The 18,423-nt window shown below is 70.7% G+C and carries 18 protein-coding genes; 6 read left to right on the top strand and 12 right to left on the bottom strand.

The window, feature by feature from the left end; translation table 11 throughout:
• Window positions 1–134 precede the first annotated feature (134 nt).
• Together ACFWFI_RS07430 and ACFWFI_RS07425 are read right to left on the bottom strand one after the other, a co-directional pair.
• On the bottom strand, window positions 135–503 hold the full coding sequence (locus tag ACFWFI_RS07430; protein WP_387386684.1) for a hypothetical protein: 369 nt from the start codon (window positions 501–503) through the stop codon (window positions 135–137).
• The gene (locus ACFWFI_RS07425; RefSeq protein ID WP_387386682.1) at window positions 473–1,039 is read right to left on the bottom strand and encodes a DUF6313 family protein; all 567 of its coding nucleotides are present in this window, start codon (window positions 1,037–1,039) and stop codon (window positions 473–475) included. Before ACFWFI_RS07425 ends, ACFWFI_RS07430 begins: the two co-directional genes overlap by 31 nt.
• A 597-nt stretch (window positions 1,040–1,636) precedes the next feature.
• Between ACFWFI_RS07425 and ACFWFI_RS07420 the strand changes: the two genes are divergently transcribed.
• Window positions 1,637–2,329 carry a hypothetical protein gene (locus ACFWFI_RS07420; RefSeq protein ID WP_387386679.1) on the top strand — a complete coding sequence of 231 codons (693 nt, stop codon included), beginning with the start codon at window positions 1,637–1,639 and terminating at the stop codon, window positions 2,327–2,329.
• A 79-nt stretch (window positions 2,330–2,408) separates the two neighbouring features.
• Here ACFWFI_RS07420 and ACFWFI_RS07415 read toward each other — a convergent pair whose 3' ends face one another.
• The gene (locus tag ACFWFI_RS07415; protein WP_387386677.1) at window positions 2,409–3,323 is read right to left on the bottom strand and encodes an ankyrin repeat domain-containing protein; all 915 of its coding nucleotides are present in this window, start codon (window positions 3,321–3,323) and stop codon (window positions 2,409–2,411) included.
• A gap of 253 nt (window positions 3,324–3,576) precedes the next feature.
• Between ACFWFI_RS07415 and ACFWFI_RS07410 the strand changes: the two genes are divergently transcribed.
• Complete coding sequence (locus ACFWFI_RS07410) at window positions 3,577–3,942, top strand: hypothetical protein (protein WP_387386675.1); 366 nt, start codon at window positions 3,577–3,579, stop codon at window positions 3,940–3,942.
• A 58-nt stretch (window positions 3,943–4,000) separates the two neighbouring features.
• Here ACFWFI_RS07410 and ACFWFI_RS07405 read toward each other — a convergent pair whose 3' ends face one another.
• From ACFWFI_RS07405 to ACFWFI_RS07385, 5 genes are all read right to left on the bottom strand, one after another.
• Complete coding sequence (locus tag ACFWFI_RS07405) at window positions 4,001–4,471, bottom strand: molybdopterin-dependent oxidoreductase (RefSeq protein WP_387386672.1); 471 nt, start codon at window positions 4,469–4,471, stop codon at window positions 4,001–4,003.
• A gap of 140 nt (window positions 4,472–4,611) precedes the next feature.
• On the bottom strand, window positions 4,612–5,217 hold the full coding sequence (locus ACFWFI_RS07400) for a response regulator transcription factor (protein ID WP_387386669.1): 606 nt from the start codon (window positions 5,215–5,217) through the stop codon (window positions 4,612–4,614).
• A complete protein-coding gene (locus ACFWFI_RS07395; RefSeq protein WP_387386667.1) occupies window positions 5,214–6,431 on the bottom strand; it encodes a sensor histidine kinase in 1,218 nt (405 codons plus the stop codon). The genes ACFWFI_RS07400 and ACFWFI_RS07395 overlap by 4 nt, the downstream gene beginning before the upstream one ends.
• Window positions 6,432–6,479: 48 nt before the next feature.
• Window positions 6,480–7,292 carry an ABC transporter permease gene (locus tag ACFWFI_RS07390; protein WP_387386664.1) on the bottom strand — a complete coding sequence of 271 codons (813 nt, stop codon included), beginning with the start codon at window positions 7,290–7,292 and terminating at the stop codon, window positions 6,480–6,482.
• Complete coding sequence (locus ACFWFI_RS07385; protein ID WP_387386662.1) at window positions 7,289–8,215, bottom strand: ABC transporter ATP-binding protein; 927 nt, start codon at window positions 8,213–8,215, stop codon at window positions 7,289–7,291. The genes ACFWFI_RS07390 and ACFWFI_RS07385 overlap by 4 nt, the downstream gene beginning before the upstream one ends.
• Before the next feature lie 660 nt (window positions 8,216–8,875).
• On the opposite strand from ACFWFI_RS07385, the gene ACFWFI_RS07380 reads away from it, so the two are divergent.
• From ACFWFI_RS07380 to ACFWFI_RS07370, 3 genes are all read left to right on the top strand, one after another.
• Entirely contained in the window at window positions 8,876–9,865 is a 990-nt protein-coding gene (locus ACFWFI_RS07380) for a hypothetical protein (protein WP_387386659.1), read from the top strand.
• Between the two features lie 130 nt (window positions 9,866–9,995).
• Window positions 9,996–10,490 (top strand): hypothetical protein, encoded by a 495-nt coding sequence (locus tag ACFWFI_RS07375; protein WP_387386657.1) that lies wholly within the window; start codon window positions 9,996–9,998, stop codon window positions 10,488–10,490.
• Window positions 10,491–10,805: 315 nt separating this feature from the next.
• Window positions 10,806–13,022, top strand: a complete 2,217-nt coding sequence (locus tag ACFWFI_RS07370) for a HelD family protein (RefSeq protein WP_387386759.1) — start codon at window positions 10,806–10,808, stop codon at window positions 13,020–13,022.
• A gap of 57 nt (window positions 13,023–13,079) precedes the next feature.
• On the opposite strand, the gene ACFWFI_RS07365 is transcribed toward ACFWFI_RS07370, so the two are convergent.
• Window positions 13,080–14,015: an alpha/beta fold hydrolase gene (locus ACFWFI_RS07365; RefSeq protein WP_387386654.1), complete on the bottom strand. Its 936-nt coding sequence runs from the start codon at window positions 14,013–14,015 to the stop codon at window positions 13,080–13,082.
• A gap of 687 nt (window positions 14,016–14,702) precedes the next feature.
• On the opposite strand from ACFWFI_RS07365, the gene ACFWFI_RS07360 reads away from it, so the two are divergent.
• Window positions 14,703–15,692: a MarR family transcriptional regulator gene (locus ACFWFI_RS07360; protein ID WP_387386652.1), complete on the top strand. Its 990-nt coding sequence runs from the start codon at window positions 14,703–14,705 to the stop codon at window positions 15,690–15,692.
• A 27-nt stretch (window positions 15,693–15,719) separates the two neighbouring features.
• On the opposite strand, the gene ACFWFI_RS07355 is transcribed toward ACFWFI_RS07360, so the two are convergent.
• The 3 genes from ACFWFI_RS07355 to ACFWFI_RS07345 all read right to left on the bottom strand — a co-directional run bounded on the left by ACFWFI_RS07355 (window position 15,720) and on the right by ACFWFI_RS07345 (window position 18,355).
• Complete coding sequence (locus ACFWFI_RS07355) at window positions 15,720–16,274, bottom strand: M23 family metallopeptidase (RefSeq protein ID WP_387386649.1); 555 nt, start codon at window positions 16,272–16,274, stop codon at window positions 15,720–15,722.
• A 213-nt stretch (window positions 16,275–16,487) separates the two neighbouring features.
• Window positions 16,488–17,165: a response regulator transcription factor gene (locus tag ACFWFI_RS07350; protein ID WP_387386647.1), complete on the bottom strand. Its 678-nt coding sequence runs from the start codon at window positions 17,163–17,165 to the stop codon at window positions 16,488–16,490.
• A complete protein-coding gene (locus ACFWFI_RS07345) occupies window positions 17,162–18,355 on the bottom strand; it encodes a sensor histidine kinase (protein WP_387386645.1) in 1,194 nt (397 codons plus the stop codon). The genes ACFWFI_RS07350 and ACFWFI_RS07345 overlap by 4 nt, the downstream gene beginning before the upstream one ends.
• Window positions 18,356–18,423: the final 68 nt, after the last annotated feature.

Genomic DNA, 18,423 nt, shown 5'->3' with positions numbered 1-18,423 from the left:
ACCGTGGCCGGAGCGCCGAGGCGGGAGACGGTCGGCAGCCCGGCCTTGTGCGGTTCGTCAGGGTGTCCGCTCCTGGCCGCCGCTGGGTGCGTGGCACAGGTCCACCCCGAGTCGTCTTCTCCGTGAAACCGTTGTCATCCCGCCCCGGGGCCGGGGCGAGGTCGGGGCCCGTGCGGTGGTGGCTCGTCCGGGGGCCGGGGGAGGAAGTTGATGCTGTCGTCCATCTGTTCCGTACGGGACCAGGTCCGGTAGTCCGCCGGAGGGATGTCCGCGTTCGGCCAATGCGGGTCGGCGGGCGCGTAGTCCTCCTCGGACAGACCCGCGACTTGCAGCAGGTCCAGGAGCATGCGCTGTGTCAGGGGTTCGTCCAGGTACTCGGCGGCGTCCTCGGCCCCCCAGCGGACCACTGTCTCGGCTGCCCGGGCAAGGCCCTCCACGCTGGCTGCGGGAAACGCCAGAGCGAGGGAGACCTTCACGATCTCGACGGCGTCTTCTCCTCGCATGGTCTACCGCCTCCTTTCACAGACGATGCACAGTCCGACAAGGGCGCTGAAGAGCAATCCCATTTTGCTCGTGTTCTGGGCCTGGCGCAGACCTCGCGCCGATCGAGATGGGCGTACTGCGGAGTGGACATGATGTCCCGGACGTAGACCTCCCAGTGGTCCTGCGCCCGCTTCCAGTCGTTGCGGTGGGCGACGCGAACCCAGGCATCGACGAACTCCTGCCGGGCGTGGTTGCCGTGGAAGTAGGGCCTCAAGTCGTCGATCAGGCCGGGAGGCCTCAGCCGTTGTCCCCATGTGCGCTGCCGGAAGAGCGAGTTGGCGGAGATCGACTTCACGCTGCCGATGCGCGTTGTGATCACATGCCCGGCGAAACCACCGATGATGGCCGGGACCAGGAGCCAGCCGAGAAGAGACAGCGCCCAGAGAAGGGTGTGCTTGGGCGCCTCGATGAGCGTGAAGACCTCGTACACGCCTCTGGGGCTGCCGGCCCGTGCGGCGAAGACGTACAGCACCAGCAGGCAGAGGGCGATGGGCACGCCCCAGTCCAACACCCACTGTGTGACGCCCTTCAGCGCCTTCCGCGATCTCCAGGCGCGGCGCAGTCGCGCTGTGAGACCGGAGCGGCCTGGCGGCAGGTTCAGGTGACTCGGGACAGGAACAGGGCCGTGCACCAACGATCGCCCCCCGGCAGGTCTCAGTGACAGGCACGCGGTCACTGGTCGCGTCACGCTCCCTGGCTGCCGCAGTCGGCTTCACCAGGCGAAAGTCAGGATAAGGGTCGTGCCGTCACCCTCGGCATCGCAAGGCACTGGACGGTATCCACTCCTGCGGCATCATCCATCGCGACCTCAAGCCCGGCAACATCATCATCTCCGGGATGGGCCCGCGCGTCACCGGCTGCTGGTCGGTGTGAAGTCACGGACAGGGCAGGGGCGATATCCGGGGGCCCAGCTGTCCGCAGTCTCCCAACGACGTCGCGCATCCCGATGACGTCGCGTCCCCGGCCGGCGAGCTGGTCACCGACGGGCCCCTCCGTCCTGCTGATCGGCCCGCGTTCAGCCTCCGAAAGGCCTGCACCGTCACCCGCCCCCTCGCCCGACGGCCCCGTATCCGCCCGGTGCGAGACTGCCGTCATGACCGCTCACCTCATCTCCGTCATCGGGAGCAGCCCCGGCGTCGGCAAGTCCACCCTGTGCCGTGCCGTGGCCGAGTGGCTCACCGGCGTCGGCGCGGCGGTCGACCACTTCGAGGAACCCGACATCCTCACGCGGCCTGCCTTCCGTGCCGTCGCGGAGGAGTTCGCCGACGGCGCCGGCGTGGTCCGGCCCGCGACCCTTGTCGCGTGCACGCGCGCCTACGTCGCTGAGTCGCTCCGGGCGGGCCGGGACTACCTGGTCACGGATGCCCTTCTGCCCTTCATTCCGTCCCTCGTGGCTTGGGGCCACGATGAAGAGACCCTCGTCCACGTCGTGGAAGAACTGGCCCGTGCCGTCGAGCCCGCCCAGGTCACCGTCGTGTACGTCCATGACGACCCGGCGACTGCCCTGCGGCGCGCCATCGAGCGGGAAGGGGGCGCCTGGGGTGACTGGTACGTGCGGAAGCTCGCCGATTCCCCCGGCACCCGGGCTGTTCACGACCTCGCGTCGGCCGCCGATCACCTCCGCTTCGAGGCGGACCTGACCCGCCGCATCCTCGAAGGGTCCCCGTGGCGCCTTGTGACCGTGGACGTCGGAACACTCGACGCCGGGGAGGCCGCCGCCCACACTCGGCGCCGGCTGACGAACGTACTGGGACTTCCGGTGCAGGCCACAGTCCCGGATCAGTAGCCGCCTCGGCCGGGCACACGGCGTTCGGTTCGGCACGACCGGCCGACGCCGCATTTGGACAAGCCGGAGAGAGTGACCGTCAGTGGTGTTCACCGGGGTCGGAGCTCCCGGAGTCGTCCTCCCAGCCCGTGAGGCCCAGCTCGGCGACGGCTCGGACGCGCGGGTCGGGGTGTGCCGCGAACCGCTGGAGCCGGGCCCTCTCCGCAGGGGCGAGTCGACCTCCGTTGTCCCACGTGTCCACCTCGGCGTGCCACTTGATGCCGTGCACCAGCTCGGTCAGCACCACAGGGTCCAGCTCGTGTTCCGCGTGGGTTCGGAGCAGGCCGGCCGCCCACTGCTGGGCCTCCTTGTCGTGCGGGCCTGTCACCACGTCGACGCCGACACCCCACAGGACTTCGGCTGTGACCTGCCGGAGCCGAGGATCGGACGCGACCAGGGCATCGGCGACCTCGGTGCGGGAGAGCGGGTCCAATCGCCGCGCCAGCAGTTGCACGATGTTGAACCGGCCCGTGTCGTCCGGATCGGCGAAGGCGAGGATGCGGGCGGCGAGTTCGGCGAAGGATGCCCGTATTCCGAAGGCCGGCTCCAGGACGCTGACAGCCACTGTGTGGCAGGTCGAGCCGGCGGACTGCTGGTCGCGCGAGCGGGCCAGGTCCAGCGCGGTCCGCCCGAGATCGTCCGTCAGGTCGTGCTTCGCCGCGTAGCGGGGCAGCAGGCCCAGAATGTCGTAGGCGCCGGCTTCGGCCGCCAGCATCAGTGGGGTGAGCCCGCCTCGTGAGCGCAGGTTGGCATCCGCGCCCCCGTCCAGGAGCACCTGGGCCGTCTCGTAGGAGTCCCCGGCCACCGCCACTCCAAGCGCGGTGATGCCGTCCCCGCCCGTACTGTTCACGGTTGCTCCGGCTTCCAGCAGCGCCCTCACCGCCCGCGGGTCGTCGCCGCGTGCGGTTGCCGGCAACCGTGCGTCAAGCCCCTCCGCCGGTTCACCATGCTCCATGTCTGTCCCCACCTGTCCCCCTTGATCGCGCTCATTTTCTTACCACGCGCGTCCTGGACTGCTGTCGATCGTGACCATGGGCGGCCACCTCGTCATCTGCTCGCGAGCGAGGCCATGTCGGGGGCGGCCCGCCGGCACGTTCCATACGGGCTCCGCGACGGCCGAGGTGCCCCACGCGAGTATTCTGCTGCGGAAGTTGTAGGTGACACGGACGAGCAATCGCAGTTTCAGCCTGGGGGGCAACGTGGTGCGCATGCTGAGGACAGTGGTCCCGGCCCTCGCGCTGGTGGCGGTGGTGGCAGGGTGCTCCTCGTCCGAGGGCGACGACGAGCAGCGGCTGGCCGAGCAGCAGAAGAGCTACTGCACGCAGCTGGGGAAGTGGCAGAGGGCGCAGAGCGCCGCGGACACCGAAACACCGGACGCGTCGGGGTACGACGAGGTCGGGGACATCGCTCAGGACGTCTTCCTCGCCATGCGGCCACTCCGGGACGAGACCGTCGGCGAAGGCAGCGCCTTGGGCGAGGAGACGGTGCTGGCGATCAACAGCGACGACGCCTACGCGGGGTCGCACATCTCGCAGTACTGCGATGCTGCCGGCTTCGAGACGCTGATGCGCTAGGAGAAGCCTGTCTGCCGCGTGATCCCCTGCGGCAGGCCGGCTCCGGCGCCCTCCTCCCTCAACTCCGGGCCGTATAGCCGCCGTCCACCCGCACCTCGTCGATGCCGCTGATGTGCCGGGCACCGCAGCGGTCCTGCGGCAGCACCAGCTGAGGGCCCGCGTCGTCGAGCGGGGTGTCGTCGATCGTGACCGCGAGCAGGACGGCGGCACCGCCGAAGTCGGGGTCGATCTCCGCCCACGACAAGAGGGCGTGGTGGCCGTCCGCGCCGCGTACGGCGATCAGGAAGCGCAGGCGGTCCTTCCGGCGGGCGGGATCGAAGGCCGGGCCGGCTGCCGAGAGGACGTCGTACAGGAGCGGGCCGGTGAAGCGGTGGTGCTGGATGCCGCTGGTCGCGCAGTCGAAGCTGACCTGCGCATGGTGCTGCCGCCACGCCCGTAACTCGGACACGGTCAGGCCGCCCGGACGGGCCAGGTCACCGGCGAGGACGACCTCCGCGGTCGGGCCGAGCGGAGCGAGGGACTGACTCACGGGCTACCACCTCCCGGGGGTACGTACCCGGCTCCGCGCCCGCCACAAACGCACATGCCATCCCTTTCGGTGATTCATGCGGCTTGTGCGATGCCGCAGCGGGCCATTGGACCGCATGTGCGGGCGTACGGAAGTACGTGTCAGAGCCAGCCGTGCTCCCTGGCGATGCGGGCGGCGACGTGGCGGTTCTCCGCGCCGAGCTTCATCGCGGCGGACGAGAGGTAGTTGCGGACGGTTCCGCTGGACAGCGAGGCGCGGGCGGCGATGTCCGCGACCGGGGCACCGTTCTCGGCGTACGACAGGATTTCCGCCTCGCGGGGCGTCAGTGGTGACTCGCCGGCGGCGATGGCGTCGGCTGCGAGTTCCTGGTCGATGTAGCGTCCGCCGGTGTGCACGGTACGGATGATCTGTGCCAGGTCGTGCGCGGACACCGTCTTGGGCACGAAGCCGCGCACCCCGACGCTCAGCGCGCGCTTCAAGGCTCCTGCCCCGGCGTGGCTGGTGACGATCATCGAGGCGCACCCGGGCACGGCGTCGCGCAGTCGCTCGGCGACCGCCACGCCGTCGAGGCCGGGCATCTGGAGGTCGAGGACGGCGACGTCGGGGTGGTGCGCCGCGGCCATGGCCACGGCTTCGTCGCCGGATGCGGCCTCCGCGACGACGGTGATGTCGTCCTCCAGGGTGAGGAGGGAGGCGAGCGCACCCCGGATGAGGTGCTCGTCGTCCGCCAGCAGGACCGTGATCATTCGCCTTCCTCCCAGGGGATGCGCGCGGTGAGGCGGAAGATTCCGCCGGGTTGTTGCTCCGTGGTCAGTGTGCCGCCGGGGCCGGTCAGACGTTCCGCAAGTCCGGCCAGGCCCGTGCCGCCACCGGGTGGGGTGTCGGACGCGCCGTCGTTCTCCATCACCAGCAGGGCCGTGCTCGGACCCGCGGTGCGCAGTGCCATGGTGCAGCGGGATGCGCCCTGTGCGTGGCGGAGCACGTTCGTCGTCCCTTCGCGGACCACCCAGCCGAGGGCCGACTGCACGTCGGAGGGCAGGCGGTCCGCGGGTCCGTATTCGATGCGGCAGTCGATGCCCGCGGCTTCCAGGACGGAGCGTGCTCCGACGAGTTCGGTGTGGAGGTCGGCGGTGCGGTAGCCGCGGACCACCGACCGGATCTCGCGCTGCGAGTCCCGCGCGATGCGCTGCACCTCTTCCATGTGTTCGACCGCCTCGGGCCGGCCGCGGCGCGCCAGCTCTGCCGCGAGTTCGCTCTTGAGCGCCACGACCGCGAGGTTGCGGCCCAGTACGTCGTGCAGGTCACGGCCGAAGCGCAGTCGCTCCTCGGCGACGGCCAGGCGTGCCTGTGTCTCGCGGGCGGCGGCCAGTTGCTCGATCAGCCGGACGCTCCAGGCGGACGCCCGGGACGCGACGGCCATGAACGGCACCATGAACACGCTGGCACTGATGACGAGGACCAGGGAAGAACCCACCAGCCCAGCCACGGCGGCCCCCGCCAGGGACGCGACCGAGACGGCCGCCACGAGGGCCGCTCCCGCACGGGGCGACAGCGCCAGCACGGGCGGTCCGGCGTAGAACATGAGCATCCACACCATGTAGGACGTCAGGTCGCCGTCGTCGATGCGCCCGGACGACAACAGCACGCATCCCAGAGCGGCCATGGCCAGGGTCACGGCCGTGTACCCCGCCGTGAGCCGGACGGGGCGTGGGCCGGCGGCGAGATAGTGGCGCAGGGCGACGCGCCACAGCAGGAACTGGATGGCGGCGTGTACCGCGCCCAGTAGGGCCACGGACGCCAGCACGGACGCCTCGGCATCCGCCTGCGCCACCCAGAGTGTCCACAGACCCACCTCGGTGACGGCGAGAAAGCCGACGCTGCCCACTGCGTACCGGCGGTACCGGTCGGGGCCGTCCGGGCCGCCGAGCCGTTCCACCCAGTCCTCCACGCTCAAGCTCATGATCTCCAACTTCCCCGTCCGGCGGCCGTCGCACCCGGTGGCGCGGGATCAGCCACGCGGGCTCCATCGGAACCACCGCCGCACACCGAGGGCGGCCAGCCCTGTCCAGGCCAGGGCGACGAGCAGCGCTCGGCCCTGGTCCGCGACGCCCAGCTCGCCCGTCCAGCCGCCCCGCAGGAGATCCATCACCGGCGAGAAGGGCAGCCAGGCACTGATGTCGGCCACCAGGCCGGGAAATACCTCACGCGGCACGAACATCCCGGAGCCCACCATGCTCAGCAGCCAGAACGGCAGGAACGTCAGCTGCGCGCTCTCAGCCGTCCGGGTGACCGCGGCGGTCAGTGCGCCCCCGGCGACGAGCATCGCCCCACCGGTCAACAGCCCCAGGACCACCAGGTGCGGCGCCGCCGGTGCGGACGCGTCCAGCACCACCGTCAGGCCGACGACCAGCAGTACGCACTGCACCAGAGCCAGCAGCAGAGCCGGCAGCGCTCCGCCGAGGAAGATCTCCCAGTCACGCACCTCGCCCGTACGCAGCCGCTTGAGCACGAGGCTCTCACGCCGCGTGACGTACACGCCGACCAGATTCGTGTAGACGGAGAAGATCAATGCCAGCCCCAGCGAACCGGGCAGCAGGACGGTGGCCATCGACAGGCCGGTGCCGGCCAGGTCCAGGCCGTTGACCACGCCTCGCATCGAGAAGGTCGTGATGGCCGGCACGAGAAGTGCGGTGACCAGCGCGGCCCTGCTGCGCAGCAGCAAGGTCAGTTCCGCGCGGCCGAGAGCGGCCATGCGGGATGCGGATCCGCGCCGCACGGGCGGGGCGGTGTCCACCGGTCGGGCAGGAGCGGTCGTCGTCATCGTGTCTCCTCGTCGTCCAGGCCCTTGGCGATCTCCATGAAGGCCTCTTCCAGTGATGCGGACCGGGCGTCGAGGGCGTGCAGCGTGACGCCGGTGTGGTGAGCCCAGGTGAGCAGTTCGGTGGCCGTGCGCTGGAGGTCCCGGGTCTCCAGGAGGACCGTGCCTCCGACGGTCTCGTGCCGGGTCACACCCATGGCCGGAAGCGGGGGAAGCTCACCGAGTAGGCGGTCCTCGGGCAGCCGGAAGCTGATCCGGGCGGGCCGCTCGGCCACCACGTCGGCCACCCGCCCGGTGGTGGCGATCAGCCCCTGGTGCATGATCGCCAGCCGGTCGGCGAGCTGTTCGGCCTCCTCCAGGTAGTGCGTGGTGAGCAGCACGGTCGTGCCCTGGGACTTCAGCTCGCGGATCAGGTCCCAGGTGTCCCGGCGGGACTGGGCGTCCAGGCCGGTCGTCGGCTCGTCGAGGAAGAGCACCTCCGGCCGCCCGAGCAGGGCCAGCGAGAGATCGAGGCGCCGGCGTTCGCCGCCGGAGAGCTGCTTGACCCGCACCTTGCGCCGGTCGGACAGATCGGTCAGTGCGAGGGCCTCGTCGGCGGGACGGGCACCGCTCGTGCAGCCCGCCCACATCTGTACGGTCTCCAGGACCGTCAACTCCGGTGGGAAGCCGCCCTCCTGGAGCATCACGCCGATGCGGTGCCGCACCTGCGCCCGGTCGCGGAACGGGTCATGGCCGAGCACCCGGACGGACCCGCCGGTGGGGGTGGCCTGGCCCTCCAGGAGTTCGAGTGTGGAGGTCTTGCCGGCCCCGTTGGTTCCCAGCAGGGCGAACAGCTCTCCGCGGGCCACCGTGAAGTCGATGCCGCGTACGGCGTCGAAATCCTGGTAGCTCCGTTTCAGTCCGACGGTTTCGATGACTGTGTTCATGCACTCCACACTCCCGGCGGTACGGGGCGGAGGGCAGTGCGCTCTGTCATCAGGTGCGTATGACGGCTGTAATGCCGGCCCATGACATATGGCACTGCCCTTCGAAGCGTTTCGGGAGTTCCGGGCGTACGTCGTCGTCGAGCACGAGCGACTCGGGGCGGGACATCGGGTGCGGGTTGCGGCCCCGCCCGCGACCTGGCCCACCACGCCCCGCCCCGCCCCGGAGAACGGCCCTGAGTGTGCCGCCGTCGCACAACTCGACGTGCGCGCAACCGGATTCGGCAACGAAGACGGGATGACTGGTCTTCCGAATTGCCGTGGGCCCAGCGAGCGGTACGGTTGAATTGCTTGTGCGGCAGCGATGGCGAGACGCCGTTCGGACGTAGGCGAGGCCCCCCGGACAAGGCATGGAGAGGTACCGCCGAGCTGAATGAGCCGCCGGGTTCGCGAACCCGCGGGGCGCGTTGCGCGCGCACAGGGCACAGGGCACGGGGACAACTGGTGGTGCCGGCGGTCGGTCGGCGCAGCGCTCATGGCCCCGGGATGCGAGGCCGACGCATATGACCAGATCCGTATGCCCTGTTCATCAAGTCGCGGCGTTCTCACCGCTTCAGCGGGAATTCACACGACCCAGCGGGATTCAAGCAGAGGAAGTCCGCAATGACACAGGTACAGGGAACAGGGCAGAACGAAGCCGGAGTGCTCGGTGTGAGCGAGACGGAGGACGGCGTCCTCGGATTCGGGAAGGTGACCGGAAAGGCGGGCGTGGCCGGCGCCAACGACTCCGGCGGGAACGGTGTGTTCGGCAGGGGCCATGTCGGAGTGGCCGGACAAGGGCAAGCCGGTAACGGCGTCATCGGGGTGAGCGAGTCGGAGGACGGCGTCCTGGGCATCGGGAAGATCAGCGCGAAGGCGGGTGTGGCGGGCGCCAACGACAACGGCGGGAACGGTGTGTTCGGCAGGGGCCACAACGGTGTCCTGGGAGATGGGCGGGGCAACGGTGGCAACGGTGTCGTGGGAGTGAGCGAGACGGGGGACGGCGTCCTGGGGGTCGGAAAGATCGCCGCCAAGTCGGGGGTGGCAGGCGTCAACGACAACGGCGGGAACGGCCTGTTCGGCAGGGGCCAGAACGGTGTCTTCGCCCAGGGGATGAACGGCGGGAAGGCCGGGGTCTTCGTCGGGGCCGTGGAAGTCACCGGCGACCTGATCCTGACCGGGGGCGATGTGGCCGAGCAGTTCGACGTGACGTCCGCTCCCTCCAGCACCGACGAGGTCGGGCCCGGAACAGTCGTCGTCCTCGACAGCGAGGGAGCGCTGGCGCCGTGCGCGAATCAGTACGACTCGTGTGTTGCCGGCGTGGTCTCGGGTGCGGGCGACCGGGTGCCCGCGCTCGTCCTGGACCGGCGCGGTGAGAGGGCCGCTGAACACACCGGACGCCGCGACATCGCCGTCGTGGGCAAGGTCTGGTGCAGGTCGGACGCGTCCCGACAGGCGATCCGGGTGGGAGATCTGCTCACGACATCCTCGACGTCGGGCCATGCGATGGCCGCGGTGGACCGTGATGCCGCGTTCGGGGCCGTACTCGGGAAGGCGCTGACACCGCTGGGTTCAGGCACAGGGCTGGTGCTCACCCTGGTCGGCCTTGCGTGATCGCCGCGCGAACCCTGAGGGCCTCGGAAGCAAAGGCTGCCGGCCTCCTGTCCCGGACACGCAGGCGATCCGCACCCGTGGCAGGGGCGGCGCCTCCGGACCCTCGTGACTACCGGTAAGGACGAAGGACATGCCTGAACTGCGAAGTGCGGTCCACAGTGCCAGGGACCGAGGTGTGCTGCCACAATTCCGTCCGGATGGAAACATTCGCATGATGGCGCGCGCTCTTGATCTCACGGCGCCGATCTCCGTGCGCTCTCTCATCCGGCTCCTCGACAGTCTTCATTTCGACAGACCACCGGTGGATGGTGCTTCCGCCCCGGCCCCGCCGCCGCATATCTCGGTGGGCAGCGCGGGTTCGGGTTCCGGTGCCGTCTTCACGGTGCAGGGCACAGGGTTCGTGGGTGGCCACGATGTCAGGGTGCGAGTGGTGGACGATCAACTCACCCAGACGAATTTCAACCGGAGCGCCGATTCCGGAGGGAATCTGACAGCGGAGCAGCCCATCCCCTGCATATCGGGGCTCATGCTGCACTTCTCGGCCACCGACGGCCGAACGGTGCCTCCCGCTGTCGATATGACCGGGTTCTTGTGGAGCAACACCTTCGACATCAGATGCCCATGAGGCCCCTCGGCGCGGGCCCGGTTCCGACGCGTTCGACCGGGTCGCTCCCGGCGGTGGCCGAGGTGTTCCGCACACGTCGGGCGGGCGCCAAGCGGGCGGCCCGCCCGATGGGCCGACGGCGAAGGCACGGCGGTGCGCGTCCCAGGGGGTCACCCACCGAGTGCGTGGAAGTCCCTGGTCCGTAATTGCGGACGGGGGATTTCCTCACGTATATTGGGTGGTTCTGTGCGCCCACAGAAAAGGCCCCACACCGGGGGCCACTAGAAACAACATATCCGGCAGGGAGCGATTTTGTCAACTCGCGAAAACGTCGAATTGCAGAAGGAGCAGGAATTCATCGACCGGCTCTACGACCGTGTCGACACGCTGCGCGGGGACACCGCACAGCGTGTCGAGGACGCGTTGGTGCCGGTGGGGAACGGCCTGCAGGCACGGCTCGAACGCGATGTGCTCGTCGCCGAGCGTTCCGGCCTGCTCGCCTCCCTGAATGCGGTGGACGGCTCGCTGTGCTTCGGCCGTATCGATCTTCGCGACGGCGCCGCGCACCATATCGGCCGTATCGGAATTCGTGAGGACGACACCGAACACACGCCCCTTCTGATCGACTGGCGGGCACCGGTCGCCCGGCCCTTCTATCTCGCCACCGGACATACGCCCATGGGGCTGCGCCGGCGCAGACACATCACCACCGAGGGCCGCACGGTGACCGAGCTGCACGACGAGATCCTCGACCTGGGGGACCGCGAACGCAGTGGCTTCGAGGACCCGAGCGGCGACGCCGTGCTGCTCGCCGCGCTGAGCTCCGCCCGCACCGGCCGCATGGGCGACATCGTGCGGACCATCCAGGCGGAGCAGGACCGCATCATCCGCGCCCCGCACCGCGGTGTCCTCGTCGTCGAGGGAGGCCCCGGGACGGGTAAGACAGCGGTCGCGCTGCACCGGGCGGCCTTCCTGCTGTACGAGCACCGTGAGCTCCTGGCCAAGCGCGCGGTCCTGGTCGTGGGCCCCAACCCGGCCTTCCTCCGCTACATCGGCGAGGTGCTGCCCGCCCTCGGCGAGACCGGCGTCATGCTCGCCACGCAGGCCGAGCTCTTCCCGGGCGTCCACGCGCGCGGCACCGACACCCCCCACGCGGCAGCGGTCAAGGGCGGCGCGGGCATGGCCGAGGCGCTGGCCCTCGCCGTACGCGACCGGCAGTCGCTGCCCGAGCCCGGCGCGCCGGTGATCGTCCCGCACGACGACGGCGACCTCGTCCTGGACTGGGAGATCGCCTACGAGGCCCGGCAGGCGGCCCGCGAGACCCGGCTGCCGCACAACCTCGCCCGGCCGTACTTCACGTTCCACATCATCGACGCCCTCACGAAGCAGCTCACCGAACGCATCGGCGCGGACCCGTACGGCGGCCCCAACTTCCTGGGCCCGGACGACGTCGCCCAGCTCGGCAAGGGCGTCGCCGCGAGCGAGGAGGTGCACGCCGCCGTCGGTGAGCTGTGGCCGGTGCTCACCCCCGAGGAGTTCCTCGCCGACTATCTGGCCGAGCCGGTGTACGTACCGGAGGAGGACGCCGAGGCCATCCGTCGCGCTCCCGGCGACGGGGAGTGGACTCCGGCCGATGTGCCGCTCCTCGACGAGGCGGCCGAGCTGCTCGGGTCCGACGACAGCGCCGAGCGGGCCGCCGCCGAGGCCGAGCGTCAGGAGCGGGTCGCCTACGCGCAGGGCGTCCTGGAGCTGTCCCGGGGTTCGGAGACCTACGAGTTCGAGGACGAGGAGGACTCCGAGGTCCTGGCCGCCCACGACATCATCGACGCCGAGCGCATGGCGGAGCGGCAGGAGGAGGCCGACCACCGGAGCGCCGCCGAGCGTGCCGCCGCCGACCGGACCTGGGCGTTCGGGCACATCATCGTGGACGAGGCGCAGGAGCTGTCGCCGATGGCCTGGCGGCTGCTGATGCGCCGGTCGCCGACCCGCTCGCTGACCCTGGTCGGTGACCCGGCGCAGACCTCCGAGGAGGCGGGGGTCGGCTCGTGGGAGCGGATCCTGGAGCCGTACGTCGGCGACCGCTTCGATCATGTGCGGCTTGGGGTCAACTACCGTACGCCCGCCGAGATCATGGAGCTCGCGGCCAAGGTCGTACGGGCCCAGGACCCGTCGTTCGAGCCGCCGGGGTCGGTGCGCTCCACCGGGGAGACGCCGTGGACGCGGGATGCCGGCGCGGATCTGGCGGGCGCGGTGGCGCGGGCGGTGGAGGAGCTGACGCCCGAGGAGGGCCGCCTCGCGGTGATCGCGCCGCGTGAGCTGCACGAGGAGATCGCGGCACCGCTCGACGGGGTCACGGCGGGCGAAGAACCCGACCTCACCCGCCCCGTGGTGCTGCTCGGCCCGCGCGAGGCCAAGGGGCTCGAATTCGACCACGTCCTGGTCGTGGAGCCCGGACGGTTCGGGACGAGCGACCTGTACGTGGCACTGACCCGCGCCACTCAGCGCCTGGGCATCGTCCACCGGGAGGAACTGCCCGAGTCGCTCCGCCGATGACTCGACGGCAGGAGCGTGGAGCCGGTGGCCCCGGTGGGCGCCGTTCGAGGGGAGGGGTCAGTGCTGTGCGGCGACCATGCTCTCGATCTCCTCGAGCACGAGGTCGGGGCGGTCCTTCGGGACGTCGTGGGAGCTGCCCTTGGCGGTGACGAGCGTTCGGTGGGGCCCGTCCTGGACGAACGAGGCGGCGGCGCCCCGCCAGCGCCGGGCGTCCTCGGGGGATCCGTCGAACGGCGTCTTCTCCGAGACGATGACCGTTGCCGGTACCGAGTCCGGCCACGTGACCTTGTGGTAGGCCTTGTTCGTCTGGACGAAGCTCTCCGCGGTGGAGATGAGCTGGCGGTTCCGCGGATCGTCCGGGTCCTTCTTCGCCGCGTCGACCTGGGGCCCGCTGAAGGCTACGAGGCGGGCGATCTCCCCGTCCGTGAAGAACGGGGGCAGGTTGGCGTCGACGAGGACCGCACCGGAAAGCATCTTCGGGTTGTCCCTGGCGAAGTAGGTCGCGATCCCACCGGCCTGGGAGTGGGACACCAGGGTCACGTCCTCGGTGACGCCCAGCTGCTGGAGCCCCGACTCGAGGTCGCTGACGGCGCTCTTGACCTTCCACGGACCGGGCACCACGTCGCTCTTGCCGAGTCCGGCCCGGTCGTAGGTGATGACGGTGGCACCGGTGGCCCCGTGGAGCTCGGGGACGAGGTCCTCCCAGTAGGAGGAGTCCTCGCCGCCGCCCGAGTCCAGGACGATGGTGGAGCCGTGGCCCCGCGTGACGTGGAAGGCCAGACGGTGACCGCCGTTGTCGATCATGTGCAGCTTCGCTCCGCCCGCCTGGCCGGCCCGTGGCGAGGCGGACGAGGTGGCGGAGGGCGAGGCCGAGTGCCTGGAGGCGGACTCGCGGTCGCTGCAGGCCGTGACGGCGCCGGCGGTCAAGGCCAGCAGGGCGAGGGCCGATAGGGCCCGGCTCGCGGATCGGCGGTCGGAGGTGTCGCGGGACATGGCTGATCCTTTGGACTACGGGGGCTGTTGGAACTGCGATATCCATCGTTCGGTGAATCGGTTCATCACGGAATCCGGCTGGCATGCGTGTCGGTGGTGCAGCTGAGCCGAGTGCGCGCGGTGGGGTTGCCCCCCGCAGGCGATCACTGGCCCGGCGCTCCGGGCGCTGCCCGCGTATGTGCCTGCCGTGATCTGCCGCCAAGGCGGCAGGCGGAGTGCAAGGCCCCGACGGGAGTCGGCCAGGCACCATTCCCCTTGAGGTACTTGCCCAGGATCTCGACACCACGAAGGCGGGCCGCCTCGGCCGCTCCGAGCCACTCATCGGCAGCATCCGACGGTCCCGGCGCTCGAAGCCCGAGCCCCGGGACCCGAGCGCCGGGCCTGTCCGGTTCACGCTTTCGGGTCCCGGAATCAAGGCTTCCGTCCGACGCTTGAGCTTCGGGATCCGGGCGTCGGGATCCGAGGCCCGGGATTCGAGCGATGCCTTTGACCGGCAGGGAAAGCAGGGGGTTTGGGAAACCCTCCCTGACCTCCCTGACCCGTCACGGCCAGCAAGTATGACTAATAGTGAGCAACTTGCGGCGGAGCGTGGCGACTGCTTACGGTGCGAGAACCGAACGACCCCGACGCGGTGTTGGACGCACCAGGCCGGGGTCTCACCGCAAGATCGCACCCTAGGACGATCCCGTGGCTATCCAGCACCCTAGCTCCGCCCTGCGAGCACCCGCATCCTCGCGCCCGTACCCGATGGCCAAGCCCGGCTACGGCAAGCGCTCCATGCCTGAGCAACTCCCCCGCAGCGCCGACGACTTCTTCCTGCTCCCCGCTCGCGAGCGGTACATCGCCGGGTTCATCGACCAACTCCCCGACGGCGCCTCGATGGACGTCAAGAGCCTCGCCAAGCAGCTGCCGCTGTACGGCCAGCAGGCCGTCGGCTCCGCCCTGAAGGCGCTGGCCGCCGCCGGATATCTGCGCCGCGTCCGGTGCCTCGTCGGCGAGGTGGGCCAAGTGCGCTGGGTCTCGCGGACGTTCTGGTCGCGTACCGCCCGCGACAACGAGTGGTGGGCGGCCACCGAGGTCACCGAGACCCCGGCAGCCGCCCCGGGAACGCCTCGGCCCGGCGCCATCGGGGAGACCCCCGCGCCGGTGCCACCGGAGCCCGCCGCCATCTCTCCCGCACCCGCCGTGCCACAGCAGCGAACCCCGGCGGCCTCCGACGGCCCCTCCCCCGCCTACCTCGCGCTGGCGCGGCTCGGCCGCATCGACTCCCGCCTGGCCCTGTCCGCCGCCGATTGCGCGGTCCTGGCGGGCCTGGCCGCCGAATGGTTCGCCCGCGGCGTGGACGTGGACCACCTCACGCAGGCCCTCACGGCCGGGCTCCCGGCCCAGGTCGACTCCCCCGTCGGCTTCGTACGCCGCCGCCTCACCGACAAGATCCCGCCGCACGTGCCGACCGCCCCGACGCCGCCCGCACCGGGCACGCCCGTGCACCGCGTGATGCTGGAGTGCACCAGGTGCGGCGCCCCGGGCCGCCCGGAAGCCCTCCCCGACGGCCTGTGCCGCCCGTGCCGCCTGCCGGGTCAGGACACCGCACCTGAGACACCCGTGGGGCGGCCCAGCGAGGAGGACGTCCGTACGTTCGCGGCCGAACTACGGAATCTGCTCAAGTCGCCCTGATCAGGGGGCAGTCACCTACCCGCCGGATCAGGCGTACGCGTTCACGCTGACGGGGCGGGTCCCTGTGTACGGCGTCCACCCCTGGAGCGTGGCGGGCAGGCCCACGCGGCTGTTGCAGTCGATCACCTGGAAGTGCAGATGCGGTGCCGTGGCGGCGCCGGTGCCGCCCGACCAGCCGACGACCCGCCCTTGCGGAACCCAGTCGCCGGTGTTGTAGATCGCCTTGTTCAGGTGCGCGTAGTGGGTGCACTGCCCGTTCGAGTGCCGGATGATCACCTCGATGCCGTTCTGCCAGTACGGTGACCAGTCCGAGACGACGATGGTGCCCGCCTGCGCGGCGGACACCTCGTAGTCGGCCGGGAGCCCGAAGTCCCAGGCGTACTCGTTGTAGGCGCCGGTGTGCGAGTAGGTCCCTTCCGGCCCCTGGGTGACCGTGTAGGCCTCCCCCGCCGGGTACGGCAGTTCGTAGTAGTAGTCCACGGCAGCCGCCGGGGACGCCCCCGTCATCGAGACGCCCACCGCCGTCAGTAACGCGCTCGCCCCTACCGCCAAGCGGCGCAGAACCCTCTTCTTCCCGCCCATACGCGTCTCCGTTCGTGTGTCACGAGCACCGGACTCCGCATCCCGTCCGGGGCGCGGAGGAGTGCAAGGATCCGGCCCCGGCTGCCGCTCCTACAAGGGCCTCAGGGCCCACCACCAGCTCAGCCGCCGTACCGCGGAATGGGCCCGCACCGGGCCGGAGGGCCCTTGACCGTGAGGTCCTTCACCGCCTTCGGCGGCGCGCCGGATGCTGTGTCAGCCCTCGTACGGGCGTGGCCGGACCAGTCCGCTCTGGTAGGCGACGACGACGAGCTGGGCGCGGTCGCGGGCGTGGAGTTTGTTCATGGCGCGCTGGATGTGGCTGCGGACGGTCAGGGGGCTGACCACGAGGTGTTCGGCGATGTCGGCGTTGGACTTGCCGTGGGCCGCCAGGGCCATGACCTCGCGTTCGCGGTCCGTGAGGGCGGCGAGCCCTTCGGGCGGTGCGAGCGGTGTGTCGTCGGGGGCGGCGAGGAAGCGGGTGATGAGCGCACGGGTCGCTGTGGGAGAGAGCAGGGCCTCGCCCGCCGCCACGGTGCGGATGCCGGTCAGGAGGACGTCCGCGCCGACGTCCTTGCCGAGGAACCCGCTGGCGCCGGCGCGCAGCGCCTCGGCGACGTTCTGGTCGTTCTCGAAGGTGGTGAGGATCAGGACGCGGGTGGCCGCCAGTTCCGGCCGGGAGCAGATGTCGGTGGTGGCGGTCAGACCGTCGGTGCCGGGCATGCGGATGTCCATGAGGACCACGTCGGGGCCGTGTTCACGGGTGAGGTCGATCGCCTCCCGGCCGTCGGCGGCCTCGGCGACGACGGTCATGCCGGGGTCCGACTCGATGAGGATGCGGAAGGTGGCCCGCAGCAGGGCCTGGTCGTCGGCGAGCAGGACGCGGATGGTCATGAGGCGGTGCTTTCGTCGTGGCTGTCCAGGGGAAGGGTGCAGGCGACTTCGAACCCGCCTCCCGGGCGGGGCCCCGCCCGGAAGGTACCGCCGGTGGCGACGGCGCGCTCACGCATGCCGAGGAGTCCGAAACCGTGGCCCGGCCCCGGCCGGTCCGCCTGAGGGAGGGCGCCGCCGGCATCGGTGACCGTGAGCCTCAGGAGGTGCGGGTCGTACGCCAGCCGGACCCGCGCCGTGCGGGAGGCGGCGTGCTTGGTGACGTTGGTCAGGGCTTCCTGGATGATCCTGTACGCCGTCAGGTCGAGCCCCGGCGGGAGGGGTTGCGGCTGCCCTTCCACGGCGACGGTGACGTCCAGGCCGGCTGTCGCGCAGGCGGCGACCAGGTCCGGCAGTCGGTCGAGGCCGGGTGCGGGGGCCAGGCCGTCGTCGGTGTCGGTGTCCTGGCGCAGCAGGCCGACCGTGGACTTGAGTTCGCGCAGGGCGGCGGCCGTCGTCTCCGAGAGCTTGCCCAGGATCTCGTACGCCTTTTCGGGATCGGCCCGGGCGAGGTGAGCGGCGGTGCCTGCCTGGGCGTTGGCCAGGGCCAGGTGGTGGGCGACGACATCATGGAGTTCCCGTGCGATGCGCATGCGTTCCTGGACCACGCGGTGCCGCGCTTCCTCCTCCCGTTCGCGGGCGGTGTGCTCGGCGCGTGCGGCGGCGTAGTCGCGGCGCACCCGTACGTAGCTCCCGAGGGCGGCGGACAGCAGGACCCAGGCCCCCGGATTGACGAGGCTGATGACCCACTCGTGCCGGAACCCACTGTGGAACAGCCCGGCAACGACCATGGCCGCGGTCGCCGCCAGTGCGCCGGTCCACGCCGTCCTGCGGTGGACGCGCAGGCTCACGGAGTACTGCGCGGCCATGAGCGGGGCCATCGGCAGCGCCGTCACGAGGTGCCCCAGGGCGGATACGCCGACGATGCTCAGCGTGGTCAGCGCCAGCACGGGGAGGGGGTGGCTGCGCCTCCAGGGCAGTGCCGCGCACGCCAGGGCGCACAGCAGGAGGGCGGGCCACAGCAGAGGCGGTCCCGGCGTCACCCAGTAGGAGAGGAGACAGCCGCCGGCGGCGACCGCGAACAGCAGCCCGAGCGTCACACCCTCGGTGACGGGGGGACGCCGTGCCGTCAGGCGCTGCCGGCTGGTGCTCATCGCGCGTTCTCCCAGGTAGGGATGGCTGAGGACATGGTGACAGACAGGACCGCGGCGCCGTCGTACAC

Source organism: Streptomyces sp. NPDC060209 (assembly GCF_042728155.1).
Lineage (GTDB): Bacteria > Actinomycetota > Actinomycetes > Streptomycetales > Streptomycetaceae > Streptomyces.
This window is presented reverse-complemented; position numbering and strand designations above follow the sequence as displayed.

What these genes read in the sequence shown, in the direction of transcription:
- ACFWFI_RS07430 (WP_387386684.1), bottom strand. Translation starts at nt 503, where the DNA reads ATGCGAGGAGAAGACGCCGTCGAGATCGTGAAGGTCTCCCTCGCTCTG.
- ACFWFI_RS07345 (WP_387386645.1), bottom strand. Translation starts at nt 18,355, where the DNA reads ATGAGCACCAGCCGGCAGCGCCTGACGGCACGGCGTCCCCCCGTCACC.
- ACFWFI_RS07385 (WP_387386662.1), bottom strand. Translation starts at nt 8,215, where the DNA reads ATGAACACAGTCATCGAAACCGTCGGACTGAAACGGAGCTACCAGGAT.
- ACFWFI_RS07355 (WP_387386649.1), bottom strand. Translation starts at nt 16,274, where the DNA reads ATGGGCGGGAAGAAGAGGGTTCTGCGCCGCTTGGCGGTAGGGGCGAGC.
- ACFWFI_RS07420 (WP_387386679.1), top strand. Translation starts at nt 1,637, where the DNA reads ATGACCGCTCACCTCATCTCCGTCATCGGGAGCAGCCCCGGCGTCGGC.
- ACFWFI_RS07415 (WP_387386677.1), bottom strand. Translation starts at nt 3,323, where the DNA reads ATGGAGCATGGTGAACCGGCGGAGGGGCTTGACGCACGGTTGCCGGCA.
- ACFWFI_RS07350 (WP_387386647.1), bottom strand. Translation starts at nt 17,165, where the DNA reads ATGACCATCCGCGTCCTGCTCGCCGACGACCAGGCCCTGCTGCGGGCC.
- ACFWFI_RS07395 (WP_387386667.1), bottom strand. Translation starts at nt 6,431, where the DNA reads ATGAGCTTGAGCGTGGAGGACTGGGTGGAACGGCTCGGCGGCCCGGAC.
- ACFWFI_RS07375 (WP_387386657.1), top strand. Translation starts at nt 9,996, where the DNA reads ATGCCTGAACTGCGAAGTGCGGTCCACAGTGCCAGGGACCGAGGTGTG.
- ACFWFI_RS07365 (WP_387386654.1), bottom strand. Translation starts at nt 14,015, where the DNA reads ATGTCCCGCGACACCTCCGACCGCCGATCCGCGAGCCGGGCCCTATCG.
- ACFWFI_RS07390 (WP_387386664.1), bottom strand. Translation starts at nt 7,292, where the DNA reads ATGACGACGACCGCTCCTGCCCGACCGGTGGACACCGCCCCGCCCGTG.
- ACFWFI_RS07410 (WP_387386675.1), top strand. Translation starts at nt 3,577, where the DNA reads ATGCTGAGGACAGTGGTCCCGGCCCTCGCGCTGGTGGCGGTGGTGGCA.
- ACFWFI_RS07400 (WP_387386669.1), bottom strand. Translation starts at nt 5,217, where the DNA reads ATGATCACGGTCCTGCTGGCGGACGACGAGCACCTCATCCGGGGTGCG.
- ACFWFI_RS07380 (WP_387386659.1), top strand. Translation starts at nt 8,876, where the DNA reads ATGACACAGGTACAGGGAACAGGGCAGAACGAAGCCGGAGTGCTCGGT.